Origin of the sequence: Burkholderia sp. KBS0801, from assembly GCF_005937855.2 — a bacterium.
GTDB classification, from domain to species: domain Bacteria; phylum Pseudomonadota; class Gammaproteobacteria; order Burkholderiales; family Burkholderiaceae; genus Burkholderia; species Burkholderia ambifaria.
The window spans coordinates 1,959,086-1,973,238 of record NZ_CP042177.1; the positions used below are offsets into that span (position 1 = coordinate 1,959,086).

Here is a 14,153-nt window from a genome sequence, read left to right on the forward strand (position 1 = left end):
TTACAGAACGGCGTCCTTGCGCACGCCGTTGGAGGCAAAGAACCGCTTGAGGCGCACCAGCGCTTCCTGCTGGATCTGCCGCACGCGCTCGCGCGTGAGCCCCATCTCGTCGGCCAGCTCCTCGAGCGTGGCCGGTTCGATGTGGTTCAGCCCGAAGCGGCGCTCGATCACGTGGCGGTGCTTGTCGGACAGACGTGACAGCCACGCGCGCGTGAGCGTCTCGAGCTCTCGGTGCTGCACCTCGGCGTCGGGCGACTGGCTCTGGTCGTCGGGCAGCAGATCGAGCAGGCTGCTCGCGGGATCGAGGTCGAGCGGCGCGTCGAGCGATGCGGTGTGCTCATTGAGCGCGAGGATGTCGGTGACTTCCTCGGCGGTCTTGCCGGTGAGATAGGCGATGTCGTCGATGCTGGCTTCGCGGCGCTCGGCCGCCTCGCCCGTCGACATCGAATTCTTTTCGAGGTGGCGCTTCGCGCGCAGCACCTGGTTCAGCTCGCGGATCACGTGCACGGGCAGGCGCACGGTGCGCGCCTGGTTCATGATCGCCCGCTCGATGCTCTGGCGAATCCACCACGTCGCATAGGTCGAGAAGCGAAAGCCGCGCGTCGGGTCGAATTTCTCGATCGCGTGCATCAGGCCGAGGTTGCCTTCCTCGATCAGGTCGAGCAGCGGCACGCCGCGGTTCAGGTAACCCTTCGCGATACTGACGACGAGACGCAGGTTGCGCTCGATCATCACCTGCCGCGCCTCGAATTCGCCGGCCTTCGCGAGCCGCGAATAGCGCTGCTCCTCCTCGACGGTCAGCAGCGGCTTCACGCTGATGCGGTTCAGGTAATGCTGGATCGTGTCGGCCGTGAGCTCAGCCTGCAGCAATGCGCGGAAATCGTCGACGTCGGGCGCTGCTTCCGCACGGCCTTCGCGCTCGCCGTCGCCGTCCGCTTCGGCGTCGCTTGCCTCGAGATCACGTTCGTTTTCCGCGACGTCGTCTTCGTCGTCCTTCGAAGCGCCAGCTCGCTCCACCGATGCTTGCGTGGCACGACTGATCTTCTCAGACTCGGCTTGCGGCTCGTGGCGCTTCGATTTCGGCATGGTCGTCTCGGTTATTGAGGCGGCAAATACTTCAGCGGATCGACAGGTTTACCCTGCCGGCGAACCTCGAAATGCAGCATCACGCGGTCGGCATCGCTGTTACCCATCTCGGCGATCTTCTGCCCCTTCGTCACCGCGTCCCCCTCTTTTACCATCAAAGCGCGATTATGTGCATACGCCGTGAGGTAAGTTGCATCGTGTTTGATGATAATGAGGTTGCCGTAGCCACGCAGGCCATTGCCCGAGTAGACGACGCGGCCATCGGCCGCCGCCTTCACGGGTTCACCGGACGTGCCGCCGATATTGACGCCCTTGTTCTTCGCGTCGTCGAAACCGTTCAGCAGCGGGCCGCGCACAGGCCATGCAAACGTCACGGGGCCACTCGGCGCTGCTGCCGTATCGCTCGATGCGGAGGCGGCAGCCGGCGGCGTGACCGCGGACGACGACGAGCCTGCGGCCGGCGTCGCGGGACCGCTGCTGAGCGGCGCGGTCGCGACTGCGGCACCGCCGATCGGCGCGGCAACCTGCGAGCCGGCCACCGCGGCGCCGCCCGGCGGCGCCACGCGCAGCAGTTGGTCGACTTCGATCTGGTTCGGGTTCGTCAGGTTGTTCCACGCGGCGATGTCGCGATAGTTCTGCCCGTTCTCGAGTGCGATCCGGTACAGCGTGTCACCCGGTTTCACACGGTAGAAGCCGGGCGGCGGCGGGCCGAGCGGCACCGCCGGCTGCGCGGCAGCGGTCGTGCCGAGCGCTCCGGAGCGGTCGACGACGGGCGCGTTGTCGAGGCGCGTCGCACAGGCGGCCAGTAGCGTGGAGAATGCAGCCACACAGATCGCGCGCTGGGCGAACGTGAGCGGTTCCCTGGTTCGGTTGTTTTGCATCGCGCGCAACATACTCATCGGTTTCAAATCACTCCGGATTTTAAAGGGACAAAGAAAACGCGATCAAGCCGGGACTCTCGCCATTGCGCGGGCGCGACGCGCTCGACCAGCGTGAGTACCTGGTGCTGCCCGCTCTGCGCGCCGACCGGCGCGACGAGCCGCCCGCCGATCGCGAGCTGCTCGAGCAGCGCCTGCGGCACGTCGAGCCCCGCCGCCGCGATCACGATCGCGTCGAACGGGGCCGCGGACGGCAGGCCGACACGCCCGTCGCCATAATGCAAACGGATGTTCGGCACGCGCAGCGGCCGCAGGTTCAGCTTCGCGCGCTCGTAGAGCGGCTTGATGCGTTCAATCGAATACACGTCGCGCGCCACGTGACTCAGCACCGCGGCCTGGTAGCCGCAACCGGTGCCGATCTCGAGCACGCGTTCGAGTGTGCGGCCGGCCATCGCGAGCTCGATCATGCGCGCGACGACCGACGGCTTTGAGATCGTTTGCTGGTGGCCGATCGGCAACGCGGCATCCTCGTAGGCCTGCGTCGCGAGCCCCGGATCCACGAACATGTGGCGCGGCACCGCGGCCATCGCATCCAGCACGCGCGCGTCGGTCACGCCGTTCGCGCGCAGGCGTTCGACCATACGCTCGCGCACACGTTCCGAGGTCAGCGCGAACGCGCCGGCCGGCGCGATGCTCGGCGCGGCCAGCTTCGGCGCGGCCGGCTGCGGCATCGCGGGCTTCAGCACGGTCGGCTTCGGTGCGGTCGCTGGCTTCGCGGCAGCCGTGCCGGACAGCGCGCGGGCGGCGCCCGTCTTCGCCACCGGCTTGAGCACGGCGGCGGGCTTGTCGGCGGCCTTCGGCACCGCGCTCGCCGCATGGCGTTCACCGGATCCGGACCGGACTTCCGATTTGCGTGGCGCTCGCTTGAGATCTTCGAGCGCGAGCGGGAACCGCTTCGCGCGCTCGCCGCTCATGAAGCCCGCCCGCCTGCGCGCGCCCATTCGCGCGTTGCAGGCAGCATTTGCGTATGCGTGAGATCGAGCTGCAGCGGCGTGATCGACACGAAACCGTTTGCGACGGCGTGGAAATCGGTACCTTCGCTCGCGTCCAGCGCGGCACCCGCCGCACCGATCCAGTAGACCGGCTCGCCGCGCGGGTCGGTCTGGCGAATCACCGGCTGCGACGGGTGACGCTTGCCGAGGCGCGTGACCTTCCAGCCCCTCAGCTCGTCGTACGGCAGATTCGGAATATTGACGTTCAGCAACGGCTGACCGGGCAGCGGATGCGCGAGGTAATGCTCGACGATTTCAGCGGCGACGCGCGCGGCGTCGGCCAGATGCGCCCAGCCCTTGTCGGCCAGCGAGAACGCGATGGCCGGCACGCCGAACATGATGCCTTCGGTGGCGGCCGCAACTGTCCCTGAATAGAGGGTGTCTTCGCCCATGTTCTGGCCGTTGTTGATCCCCGACACGACGAGGTCCGGACGCTCGTCGGCCATCCCCGTCAACGCGACGTGCACCGAGTCGGTCGGCGTGCCGTTCACGTAGAAGAAACCCGTATTCGTCGCGCGCTGCACCGACAGCGGCCGCGACAGCGTGAGGGAATTCGACGCGCCGCTGCAGTTCTGCTCGGGTGCGATCACGGTGAGGTCGGCCAACGGCCGCAGCGCGTCGCTGAGCGCGGCGAGACCGGGGGCGAGATAGCCGTCGTCGTTGCTGAGTAGGATTCGCATCCGGCGATTGTAACCGAGGAAAGATGGCGCGAGAGCGACAGTCCGGCGGCGTCTGACGGGCCCGCATGCAGCTCGCGCATGCGGTGCGCCGCCGCATTGCGCGGCGGCGTTCCACCCACTCGGGAAAACACTCGGCCGCCCGCAGTCATCGACCCGGAAGGAAGTCCCGTCCGGGAAACCCCGCGCGCTTCGCCGGCGCTGGGGACGACGCTCAGATCGCGCCGGCCTCGCGCAGCGCGGCGATCGCCTGCGCGTCGTAGCCGAGGCCGCGCAGCACCTCGTCCGTGTGCTCGCCGAGTTCGGGCCCGAGCCAGCGCGTTTCGCCCGGCGTGCCGGACAGCTTCGGCGTGACGTTCGGCAGCGGAATGTCGGTGCCGTCGGCCAGCTTGAAACGCTGGATCATCTGTCGCGCGACGAACTGGGGATCGGTGAACATGTCGGCGGCGCTGTAGATGCGCCCGGCCGGCACGTCGGCCGCGTTGAGCACGGCCAGCGCGTCGTCGATCGTGCGCGGCGCGAGCCACGCGGCGATCGCGTCGTCGATTTCCTGCGTGCGCGGCACGCGTCCGTCGTTGCGTGCGAGTGCGGGATCGTCCGCGAGGTCGTCGCGCTCGATCGCCTTCATCAGCCGCTTGAAGATCGGGTCGCTGTTGCCGCCGATCACGATGCTGCCGTCGCGACACGCGTAGGTGTTCGACGGCACGATGCCGGGCAGCGACGCGCCGGTGCGCTCGCGCACCATCCCGTACACGCCGTATTCGGGCACCACGCTTTCCATCATGTTGAACACCGCTTCATACAGCGCAACGTCGACCACCTGCCCCGCGCCGCCATTCACGTTGCGGTGGTGGAGCGCCATCAGCGCGCCGATCACGCCGTGCAGCGCGGCAATGGAGTCGCCGATCGAGATGCCGATGCGCGGCGGCGGCAGATCCGGATAGCCGGTGATGTGACGCAATCCGCCCATCGATTCGGCGATCGCGCCGAAGCCGGGCCGGTCGCGGTACGGGCCCGTCTGCCCGTAGCCGGACAGGCGCACCATCACGAGACCGGGATTGTCGGCCGACAGGATGTCGTAGCCGAGGCCGAGCTTCTCGAGCAGGCCGGGGCGAAAGTTTTCGACCACGATGTCGGCCTCGCGCGCGAGTTGCCGCGCGATTGCCTTGCCGGCATCGGATTTCAGATTGAGCGTGACCGATTTCTTGTTGCGCGCCTGGACCGACCACCACAGCGACGTGCCGCCCTGCTCCGGATGCAGCTTGCGCCACTTGCGCAGCGGGTCGCCGCCGTTCGGATCCTCGATCTTGATCACTTCCGCGCCGAATTCGGCCAAGAGGCGCGACGCGAACGGCCCCGCGATCAGCGTCCCGAATTCGAGCACTTTGACGCCCGCGAGCGGGCCCTGGCTGGTGCTCATGTGTCTCCCTGGCATGAGGAACGGCGCCGCTCGCCGGCGGCGCCCGGCTTACATCGTGCGGCGGTCGAGCATCGCGCGGGCGATGGTGCCCGCGTCGACGTATTCGAGCTCGCCGCCGACCGGCACGCCGCGCGCGAGGCGCGTGACCGCGAGCCCGCGCGCCTTCAGCGTCTGGCCGAGGTAGTGCGCGGTGGCTTCGCCCTCGTTCGTGAAGTTGGTCGCGAGCACGACCTCCTTGACGACGCCGTCGGATGCGCGCCGCACGAGGCGGTCGAAATGGATTTCCTTCGGGCCGATCCCGTCGAGCGGGCTCAGCCGCCCCATCAGCACGAAATACAGCCCGCGGTACGTCATCGTCTGCTCGAGCATGATCTGGTCGGCCGGCGTCTCCACGACGCACAGCAGCGTCGGATCACGCTCGTCGTCGCTGCACACCTCGCAGATCTGCGCTTCCGTGAACGTGTTGCACTTCTCGCAGTGCTGCAGGTGCTCGGTCGCGAACAGCAGCGACCGGCCGAGCCGCTCCGCGCCCTCCCGATCGTGCTGCATCAGGTGGTACGCCATGCGCTGCGCGGATTTCGGCCCGACGCCGGGCAGGACACGCAGCGCCTCGACGAGCGCGGACAGGGCGGACGGCTGTTTCATACGGCGGCTGGAGGCTGAACGGGCTGAACGGACGCTGCGCTCAGAACGGCAGCTTGAAGCCCGGGGGCAGCGGCAGGCCCGACGTCATGCCGCTCATCTTCTCCTGCGACGTGGCTTCGGCCTTGCGGACGGCGTCGTTGAACGCTGCTGCGACCAGATCCTCGAGCATGTCCTTGTCGTCCGCGAGCAGGCTCGGGTCGATCGCCACGCGACGCACTTCGTTGCGGCACGTCATCGTCACCTTGACGAGGCCGGCACCCGACTGCCCTTCGACTTCGATCTGCGCAAGCTGCTCCTGCATCTTCTTCATGTTTTCCTGCATTTGCTGCGCTTGCTTCATCAGTCCGGCGAGGTTGCCTTTCAACATGGGAATACTCCTTCTTGATCGTGTGAAAACCGGCACGCGGCGCATGCCGGCCAATGTGTGCGGGCGTGATTGTGCCTGTCGCGGTGCGATTCGTTCAATGCAGCGTGGGCGGCGCGCCGTCCGGCGCTGAATCGGCGAGCGGCCGCACCGAGCCTTCGACGATACGCGCGCCGAAATCACGCACGAGCTGCTGGACGAACGGATCGCCGTGGATCTCCTGCTCGGCCTCGCGCTGGCGGGCCGCACGTGCCGCCGCATCGAGCGCCGCCGCGGTGCGCCGCGCGGGCCCGACCTCGACCGCGACCTCGACCGGCTTGCCGAGCGCGTCGGCCAGCGCAGCCTTCAGCTTCGCGACCTGGGCGGCGTCCGCATACTGCGGCACCGGCACGGACAGTTTCAACGTCGTCGCGTCGACGGCCGTCAGCTCGCTGTTGAACGCAAGCTGATACGCGACGCCCTTCAGCGGCAACCGTGCGGCCAGCGCCGGCCACTCGCCGTCGAAGCCGATCGGATCGAGCGCGATCGCGGGCGGCAGCGGGCGCGTGTCGACCGGTGCGGACGGACGGGCCTCCGCCGGCTTCGGCGCAATGCGCACGTCGTCGGGGCCGCTGTCGAATACCGGGACGAAGCCGTCGTCGGCCCCACCGCCGAACATCTCGTCGGCGCTGAGCGGCACGTATTCGTCCGGCGGGATGTCTTCCCACGGCGGCGGCGCCTGGCGCGTGTCGGCTGCCTGCGGTGCGCGAGCCGCCGCACGCGGCGTCGGCACCTGCACGGCAGGACGCGACGGCGCTGGTTTGTCCGCGGCCGGCTGGGCCGCTGCCGGCTTCGGCACGGCGTCAGCTCGCGAACGGTCGGATGACACGCGCATGCCGGCATTGCGCAGCACGTCGAGTGCGGCAGCTGCGCCACCGCGGGCCGACGGGCGCGCGGCAGGGGCTGCTGGCGTGGCCGCCGTGGCATGCGGCGCCGGTTCGGCAGGCGCTGCAGGTTCCGCGACGCGCTTGGCGGCAGCAGGCGGTTCAGGTTCGTCGACGCGCTTGGCGACAGCCGGCGGTTCAGGTTCGTTGCGCACGGCCGGCGGCGCATCGCTCGCCGGTGCCGCCTGAGGTGCCGGGTTCGCTGCCGGCTGCGGTGCGGCCGGCGCTTCGCTCGCAGCCGCTGCCGCTGTCGCGACAGGCTTCACGGCCGACGAAGTCGCCGCATCACCGGACTGGACCGGCGACGGACGCGCGGCGGGCGCGACCGGAGCGGCAGCCTGCGGGCGTACGACCTCCGCGGCGGCTGCCGGTGCGGGTGCCGCTGGCGGCTTGGGTGCCGGTGCCGCTACGGGTACCGCTGGCGACTTGGGCGCCGCAGCCGACGCAGCAGCAGCGGCGGTCGCACGCGGCGCGGGCGCGGGTACGGCACGCGGCACGGCCGGCTGGCCACCCGGCGCACTGCCGGCGCCGACGGCCGGCTCGAACGCGAGCATCCGCAGCAGCGTCATCGTGAAGCCGGCGTATTCGTCCGGAGCGAGGCCGAGTTCCGCGCGTCCGACCGTTGCGATCTGATAGAACAGTTGAACCTGCTCGGGGCTCAGCGCGTCCGCGAAGCGGCGCAAGTCGGCCGCTTCCGGCCATTCGTCGAGCACCGAGCCCGGCGCGAACTGCGCCCATGCGATCCGGTGCAGCAGGCTCGCGAGATCCTGCAGCGCGGTGGAAAACGACAGGCTGCGTAGCGACATCTCGTCGGCGATCGCGAGGATCTCCGGGCCGTTGCCGGCCGCGAGCCCATCGAGCAGCCGCACCATGTAGGTCTGGTCGAGTGCGCCGAGCATGCCGGACACCGCCGCTTCGGTCACTTCGTTCGCCGAATAGGCGATCGCCTGGTCGGTCAGCGACAGCGCATCGCGCATGCTGCCCTGCGCGGCGCGCGCGAGCAGACGCAGCGCCTGCAGTTCGAACGAAATCTGCTCTTCGCCGAGGATCCGCTCGAGATGCGACACGATGTGCCCGGCCGGCATCTGCTTCAGGTTGAACTGCAGGCAGCGCGACAGCACGGTGACGGGAATCTTCTGCGGGTCGGTCGTCGCGAGGATGAACTTGACGTGCGGCGGCGGCTCCTCGAGCGTCTTCAGCATCGCGTTGAACGCGTGGTTCGTCAGCATGTGCACTTCGTCGATCATGTAGACCTTGAAGCGCGCATCGACGGGCGCGTACACCGCGCGCTCGAGCAGCGCGGCCATCTCGTCGACGCCGCGGTTGCTCGCCGCGTCCATCTCGACGTAGTCGACGAAGCGGCCTTCGTCGATCTCGCGGCACGCGCGGCACACGCCGCACGGCTGCGACGTGACGCCGGTTTCACAGTTGAGCGCCTTCGCGAAGATCCGCGACAGCGTCGTCTTGCCGACGCCGCGGGTTCCGGTAAACAGATAGGCGTGATGGAGACGCCCGCCATCGAGCGCGTGCGTGAGCGCCCTGACGACGTGCTCCTGGCCGACGAGCGAAGCGAAATCCTTCGGACGCCACTTGCGTGCGAGAACTTGATAGGTCATCAGGAAATTGTATCAGTAACGCTGCGTCCCGCCGACACGCGAAACGGTGCGGAGAACGGGCAAGGCGGAGGAAAAAACGGAGAATGACGCAGAAATAAAAAACGCCCAACGAACGGGGCGAGAGGAAAGGTGACGAGCCCAACCCTCGGCACTGGCAGAAAACGATTGTGGCTGCTTCGTTCCCGACCTGACCAGGTTCACCGCCCCACCATGCGAGGAGGCCCGTCACGGCATATTCTATCACCGCTTCCGGTCGAATGCGACCGTTTGTTCGCAACAATGCGAGCGATCGAGCAAACCGGCGCGTGCATGGGCGCAGGAAGCCGGGGCGAGCACGCGGTGAATGACGGCGGCTCTTGTATTTTTCATGCCGGCCTCCACCTTCCGAACACAACGGTCGAACGGCGCGTCGTACCCCTACTCGCGTAGCGGCTACTATCGCCGCCCGCAGCAGATAGCAATTTAGGCTAATATGACGCCCGAACGACCCGCGAGCCGCGCCATGCAGCGCCTGCGCCCTTCCTTCCGGAGAGCGGAGTGACCTGCCGCAGCGGCCGGCAGCCGTCAGGCCGCCGGAGCGCCGCAACGCGCCAAGCAGGCAGTCCCCGAACCGTAAGAGGTATTGACCCAATGAGCGAACAGATCAAACACATCAGCGACGCATCGTTCGAACAGGACGTCGTCAAATCCGACAAGCCCGTGCTCGTCGACTTCTGGGCCGAATGGTGCGGCCCGTGCAAGATGATCGCCCCGATCCTCGACGAAGTCGCGAAGGACTACGGCGACAAGCTGCAGATCGCGAAGATCAATGTCGACGACAACCAGGCGACGCCTGCGAAGTTCGGCGTGCGCGGCATCCCGACGCTGATCCTGTTCAAGAACGGCGCGGCCGCCGCGCAGAAGGTCGGCGCGCTGTCGAAGTCGCAGCTCACCGCATTCCTGGACAGCCACCTGTAATACGGGCCGTTCCTCGGACGTGTTGTCAACCGACAACACGTCCGCCGCCAAGCCGCCGATCGGCCGCTCAGGCACGAATCAGCGTATGCTAGAATCAAAAAACGTCTACAAGACGCATTAAGTCTCAGAGCGCCTCCGCTCGCCCCTCCTCCCTTATTTCTTTTCGTCGCTTCTCCTCCCTGGCGGGTTCTCCGTATGCATTTATCCGAGCTCAAGTCTCTGCACGTGTCCGAACTGATCGAAATGGCCAATGGCCTGGAGATCGAAAACGCGAACCGCCTGCGCAAGCAGGAGCTGATGTTCGCCATTCTCAAAAAGCGCGCCAAGACGGGAGAGACGATCTTCGGCGACGGCACGCTCGAAGTACTCCCGGACGGCTTCGGCTTCCTGCGCTCGCCGGAAATGTCGTACCTCGCGAGCACCGACGACATCTATATCAGCCCGTCGCAGATTCGCCGCTTCAACCTGCACACCGGCGACACGATCGAAGGTGAAGTCCGCACGCCGAAGGACGGCGAGCGCTACTTCGCGCTGGTGAAGGTCGACAAAGTCAACGGGCAGCCGCCCGAGGCCTCGAAACACAAGATCATGTTCGAGAACCTCACGCCGCTGCACCCGAACAAGCCGCTGGCGCTCGAACGCGAAATGCGCGGCGAAGAGAACGTCACGGGCCGCATCATCGACATGATCGCGCCGATCGGCAAGGGCCAGCGCGGCCTGCTGGTCGCGTCGCCGAAGTCGGGCAAGACCGTGATGCTCCAGCACATCGCACACGCGATCAAGCAGAACCACCCGGACGTCGTCCTGTTCGTGCTGCTGATCGACGAGCGCCCCGAAGAAGTGACCGAAATGCAGCGCTCGGTCGCCGGCGAAGTGATCGCGTCCACGTTCGACGAACCGGCCACGCGGCACGTGCAGGTCGCCGAAATGGTGATCGAGAAGGCCAAGCGCCTCGTCGAAATGAAGCACGACGTCGTGATTCTGCTCGACTCGATCACGCGTCTCGCACGCGCTTACAACACCGTGATCCCGGCGTCGGGCAAGGTGCTGACGGGCGGTGTCGACGCGAACGCACTGCAGCGTCCGAAGCGCTTCTTCGGCGCGGCGCGCAACATCGAGGAAGGCGGCTCGCTGACGATCATCGGCACCGCGCTGATCGAAACCGGCAGCCGCATGGACGACGTGATCTACGAAGAGTTCAAGGGCACCGGCAACATGGAAGTGCACCTTGAGCGCCGCCTCGCGGAAAAGCGCGTCTATCCGTCGATCAACCTGAACAAGTCGGGCACGCGTCGCGAAGAAATGCTGATCAAGCCCGAGATCCTTCAAAAGATCTGGGTGCTGCGCAAGTTCATCCACGACATGGACGAAGTCGAGGCCATGGAATTCCTGCTCGACAAGATCCGTCAAACGAAGAGCAACTCCGAGTTCTTCGACCTGATGCGCCGCGGCGGCTGATCGCCCTCGCCCGCAAGAACGGCCGCCCGCGCTTTTGCACGGCGGCCGTTTTTTCGACCCAACCTGCACGTGAACGTACAGGTTGATCTATAATCGCGCCATCGCACCGACCGAAGCCCGCCCCCCCATGTCGAACGACGCCTCCGCCCCGCTGCTGACCGTGAGCGACGCCGCCTCGCGGCTCGGCGTCACGCCGCGCACGCTGAAGTATTACGAGGAGCGCGGACTCGTCACGCCGTCGCGCAGCGGCGGCCGCTATCGCCTTTACGATGAAGCCGATCTCGAACGCTTCGCCCGCATCCTGCGGCTGCGCGCACTCGGCTTTTCGCTGCACGGCATCACCGAGATGCTCAAGCGTCCGCTCGAAGAAACGGGCGACGGCCGGCGCCGCTATTCGGACGCGTCGCTGCGCGACATCCGCACGGGCCTCGCCGAGCAAATCGACACGCTGGACCAGCGGATCGCGGCCGTCCAGCGCGAACTGAAGGAAGCCGTCGCGCTGCGCAAGGAACTGCAGCACGACATCGACTACATCGAGCGGCGGCTCGCGGGCGAAAATCCCGACGCGCTGATCGCGCAGCGGCAGGCCGAAGCCCGCACGCGCCGCGCGCGCAAGGACCGGGAATGAACGTCGCCCCCGGTCGTTCGCCGCTATGGAGCCGCGCGAACCTGCGCGCGGACCTCTTCCCGTGGGCGCTCGCCCTCGTCACCGGCATCGACTACTTCGACAACGCGGCCTTCTCGTTCTTCGCGAGCTACATCGCAGGCGGCATCAATGCGTCGCCCGACGAACTCGTGTGGTCATCCAGCGCCTATGCGGTCACGGCGGTGCTCGGCATCCTGCAGCAGCAATGGTGGGTCGACCGGTTCGGACATCGCCGCTACGTCGCCGGCTGCATGTTGATGTTCTCGTTCGGCGCGATCGCGGCGGCATTCGCCGACACGTCGCTCGAGCTCGCGTTCGCGCGCGGCTTCCAGGGCTACTTCATCGGCCCGATGATGGGTGCGTGCCGGATCCTGATCCAGATCAGCTTCAAGCCGCAGGAACGGCCGCCCGCCACGCGCGCGTTCCTGATCATGATCCTGCTCGGCAGCGCGCTCGCGCCGATCGTCGGCGGGCTGCTCGTCGCGCATTCGACGTGGCGCGCGCTGTTCGCGTGCACGGCGCCTGCCGGCATCGCGTTCGCGATCCTCGCCCTCCTCACGCTGCCCGATTCGGGCAGGACGCCCGACGACGTACGCGGCTCCGGACATTTCTGGCCGTACATCGTGTTCGCGCTCGCGCAAGGCGCGCTGCAGATCGTGCTGCAGCAAGTGCACTACCAGCTCTACAGCGGCTCGCCGATGCTGATCATGCTGACGTTCGCCGGTGTGGCCGCGCTCGGGTGGTTCGCCTATCACCAGTGGCACCATCCGACGCCGCTCGTGCGGCTGCATGCGTTTCGCGAGCGCACGTTCCAGGTCGGCTTGCTGCTGTACATGTTTTATTACTACGAGTCGACCGGCTTCAGCTACCTGACTTCCCGCCTGCTCGAAGGCGGGCTCGGCTATCCGGTCGAGAACGCCGGGCGCCTGGTCGGCACGATGTCGCTGATCTCGGCGACCGCGCTGTTCGCGTACCTGCGCTATGCGAAGCACGTCACGCACAAGAAATGGTTCGTGGTGCCGGGTTTCGCGATCGCGATCGCCGCCGCGCTGTGGATGACGCGGATGACGCCACAAGTTGGCGAGGCCGCACTGATCGGCCCGCTGCTGCTGCGCGGGCTCTTGCTGCTGTTCATCGTGCTGCCGGTCGCGAACCTGACGTTCCGCATCTTCGCGATCGACGAATACACGCACGGCTACCGGCTGAAGAACATCGTGCGGCAACTGACGATCTCGTTCGCGACGTCGTCGGTGATCATCGTCGAGCAGCACCGGCTGGCCGTGCATCAGACGCGGCTCGTCGAGCGCGCGAACGTGTTCGATCCGCTGTTCCAGCAGACCGTCGACGCGCTCGCGCGCAGCTATGCGGCAGCCGGCCATGCGCTGAACGACGCGCACGCGCTCGCGATTGCGTCGGTCGCGCGGATGGTCGCGCAACAGGCGTCGTTCCTCGCGTCGCTCGACGGTTTCTATTTCCTCGCGGGCGTCGCGCTCGTCGGCGGCCTCTTCGCGGCATGGCAAAAAGAGATCGATTGAGTTAAAAGACAGGCTTTGGATCTTCCCGCGCTGCCTCCATGCTTTCGAAACTGACCCGCTGGTTCGACGACCGCCGCCGCGACCGCGCGCTGCGCAGCCATCCGATTGCCGATGCGTTGTGGCAGGGCACCGTGGCGCGCCTGCCGTTTCTCGACGCGCTGCCGCCTGGCGACCTGGGCCGGTTGCGCGAACTCACGAGCCTGTTCATCGCGAAGAAGTCGTTTTCGACCGCGCACGGGCTCGAGCTGACCGACGAGATGATCGTCGCGATCGCCGCGCAGGCGTGCCTGCCCGTGCTGAATCTGGATTTGTCGCTGTACGACGGCTGGGTCGGCGTCGTCGTGTATCCGGGCGAATTCGTGATCCGCAAGACCGTGCAGGACGAGGACGGCGTCGTCCATGAAGTCGAGCAGGACGCGAGCGGCGAAGCGTGGGAAGGCGGCCCGGTGATCCTGTCGTGGGAGGACGCGCAGATGACGGACGGCCGCGACGCGTACAACGTTGTGATCCACGAGTTCGCGCACAAGATCGACATGGTCAACGGCGAGGCCGACGGCTATCCGCCCCTTTTTCGTCGCTGGCACGCGCCGCACCTCGACGCGCAGGCCTGGGCCGACGTGTTCGAGCATGCGTACGACCAGTTCTGCGCACGCGTCGACGCGGTGCCGGACCGTGCGTGGGCGCGCTTCGAGCGGGAATCGCTGATCGATCCGTATGCGGCCGACCACCCGTCCGAATTCTTCGCGGTGTGCAGCGAAGCGCTGTTCGTGCGGCCGCGGGCGTTCGAGTCCGAATTTCCGGAGCTGTACCGGCTGCTCGCGCGCTACTACCGTCAGGATCCGGCCCGCACGGGCGCCCTCGGCGCGTGATGAAAATTATTCGTCAACCATCTGATT

At 67.1% G+C, this 14,153-nt stretch carries 13 protein-coding genes and 1 other RNA gene; 5 read left to right on the plus strand and 9 right to left on the minus strand.

Going from position 1 to position 14,153, the window contains the following annotated elements; genetic code table 11:
• From rpoS to ffs, 9 genes are all read right to left on the minus strand, one after another.
• Positions 1 to 1,086 (minus strand): RNA polymerase sigma factor RpoS, encoded by a 1,086-nt coding sequence (rpoS, locus tag FFI87_RS09270; RefSeq protein WP_012364000.1) that lies wholly within the window; start codon positions 1,084 to 1,086, stop codon positions 1 to 3.
• Positions 1,087 to 1,097: 11 nt separating this feature from the next.
• Positions 1,098 to 1,985, minus strand: a complete 888-nt coding sequence (locus tag FFI87_RS09275) for a peptidoglycan DD-metalloendopeptidase family protein (protein ID WP_138847610.1) — start codon at positions 1,983 to 1,985, stop codon at positions 1,098 to 1,100.
• A 5-nt stretch (positions 1,986 to 1,990) separates the two neighbouring features.
• Positions 1,991 to 2,938 (minus strand): protein-L-isoaspartate(D-aspartate) O-methyltransferase, encoded by a 948-nt coding sequence (locus FFI87_RS09280; RefSeq protein WP_138847609.1) that lies wholly within the window; start codon positions 2,936 to 2,938, stop codon positions 1,991 to 1,993.
• On the minus strand, positions 2,935 to 3,696 hold the full coding sequence (gene surE, locus FFI87_RS09285) for a 5'/3'-nucleotidase SurE (protein WP_011657030.1): 762 nt from the start codon (positions 3,694 to 3,696) through the stop codon (positions 2,935 to 2,937). The genes FFI87_RS09280 and surE overlap by 4 nt, the downstream gene beginning before the upstream one ends.
• A gap of 211 nt (positions 3,697 to 3,907) precedes the next feature.
• Positions 3,908 to 5,113 (minus strand): CaiB/BaiF CoA transferase family protein, encoded by a 1,206-nt coding sequence (locus tag FFI87_RS09290; RefSeq protein WP_006755696.1) that lies wholly within the window; start codon positions 5,111 to 5,113, stop codon positions 3,908 to 3,910.
• A gap of 48 nt (positions 5,114 to 5,161) precedes the next feature.
• On the minus strand, positions 5,162 to 5,758 hold the full coding sequence (gene recR / locus FFI87_RS09295) for a recombination mediator RecR (protein WP_006755697.1): 597 nt from the start codon (positions 5,756 to 5,758) through the stop codon (positions 5,162 to 5,164).
• Positions 5,759 to 5,798: 40 nt separating this feature from the next.
• Complete coding sequence (locus FFI87_RS09300) at positions 5,799 to 6,125, minus strand: YbaB/EbfC family nucleoid-associated protein (RefSeq protein ID WP_006755698.1); 327 nt, start codon at positions 6,123 to 6,125, stop codon at positions 5,799 to 5,801.
• A gap of 94 nt (positions 6,126 to 6,219) precedes the next feature.
• Positions 6,220 to 8,661: a DNA polymerase III subunit gamma/tau gene (locus FFI87_RS09305; RefSeq protein WP_138847608.1), complete on the minus strand. Its 2,442-nt coding sequence runs from the start codon at positions 8,659 to 8,661 to the stop codon at positions 6,220 to 6,222.
• 128 nt (positions 8,662 to 8,789) lie between these two features.
• Positions 8,790 to 8,888, minus strand: an RNA gene (ffs, locus tag FFI87_RS09310) — signal recognition particle sRNA small type.
• A 403-nt stretch (positions 8,889 to 9,291) separates the two neighbouring features.
• Between ffs and trxA the strand changes: the two genes are divergently transcribed.
• The 5 genes from trxA (at position 9,292) to FFI87_RS09335 (ending at position 14,126) form a co-directional block, all read left to right on the plus strand.
• Entirely contained in the window at positions 9,292 to 9,618 is a 327-nt protein-coding gene (gene trxA, locus FFI87_RS09315; protein WP_006402348.1) for a thioredoxin TrxA, read from the plus strand.
• A 195-nt stretch (positions 9,619 to 9,813) separates the two neighbouring features.
• Positions 9,814 to 11,076: a transcription termination factor Rho gene (rho, locus tag FFI87_RS09320; protein WP_006753675.1), complete on the plus strand. Its 1,263-nt coding sequence runs from the start codon at positions 9,814 to 9,816 to the stop codon at positions 11,074 to 11,076.
• Positions 11,077 to 11,203: 127 nt separating this feature from the next.
• Positions 11,204 to 11,704, plus strand: coding sequence for a MerR family transcriptional regulator (locus tag FFI87_RS09325; RefSeq protein ID WP_138847607.1), 501 nt, complete (start codon positions 11,204 to 11,206; stop codon positions 11,702 to 11,704).
• On the plus strand, positions 11,701 to 13,257 hold the full coding sequence (locus FFI87_RS09330; protein ID WP_138847606.1) for an MFS transporter: 1,557 nt from the start codon (positions 11,701 to 11,703) through the stop codon (positions 13,255 to 13,257). The genes FFI87_RS09325 and FFI87_RS09330 overlap by 4 nt, the downstream gene beginning before the upstream one ends.
• Positions 13,258 to 13,295: 38 nt before the next feature.
• Positions 13,296 to 14,126, plus strand: a complete 831-nt coding sequence (locus tag FFI87_RS09335; protein ID WP_138847605.1) for a zinc-dependent peptidase — start codon at positions 13,296 to 13,298, stop codon at positions 14,124 to 14,126.
• Positions 14,127 to 14,153 lie beyond the last annotated feature (27 nt).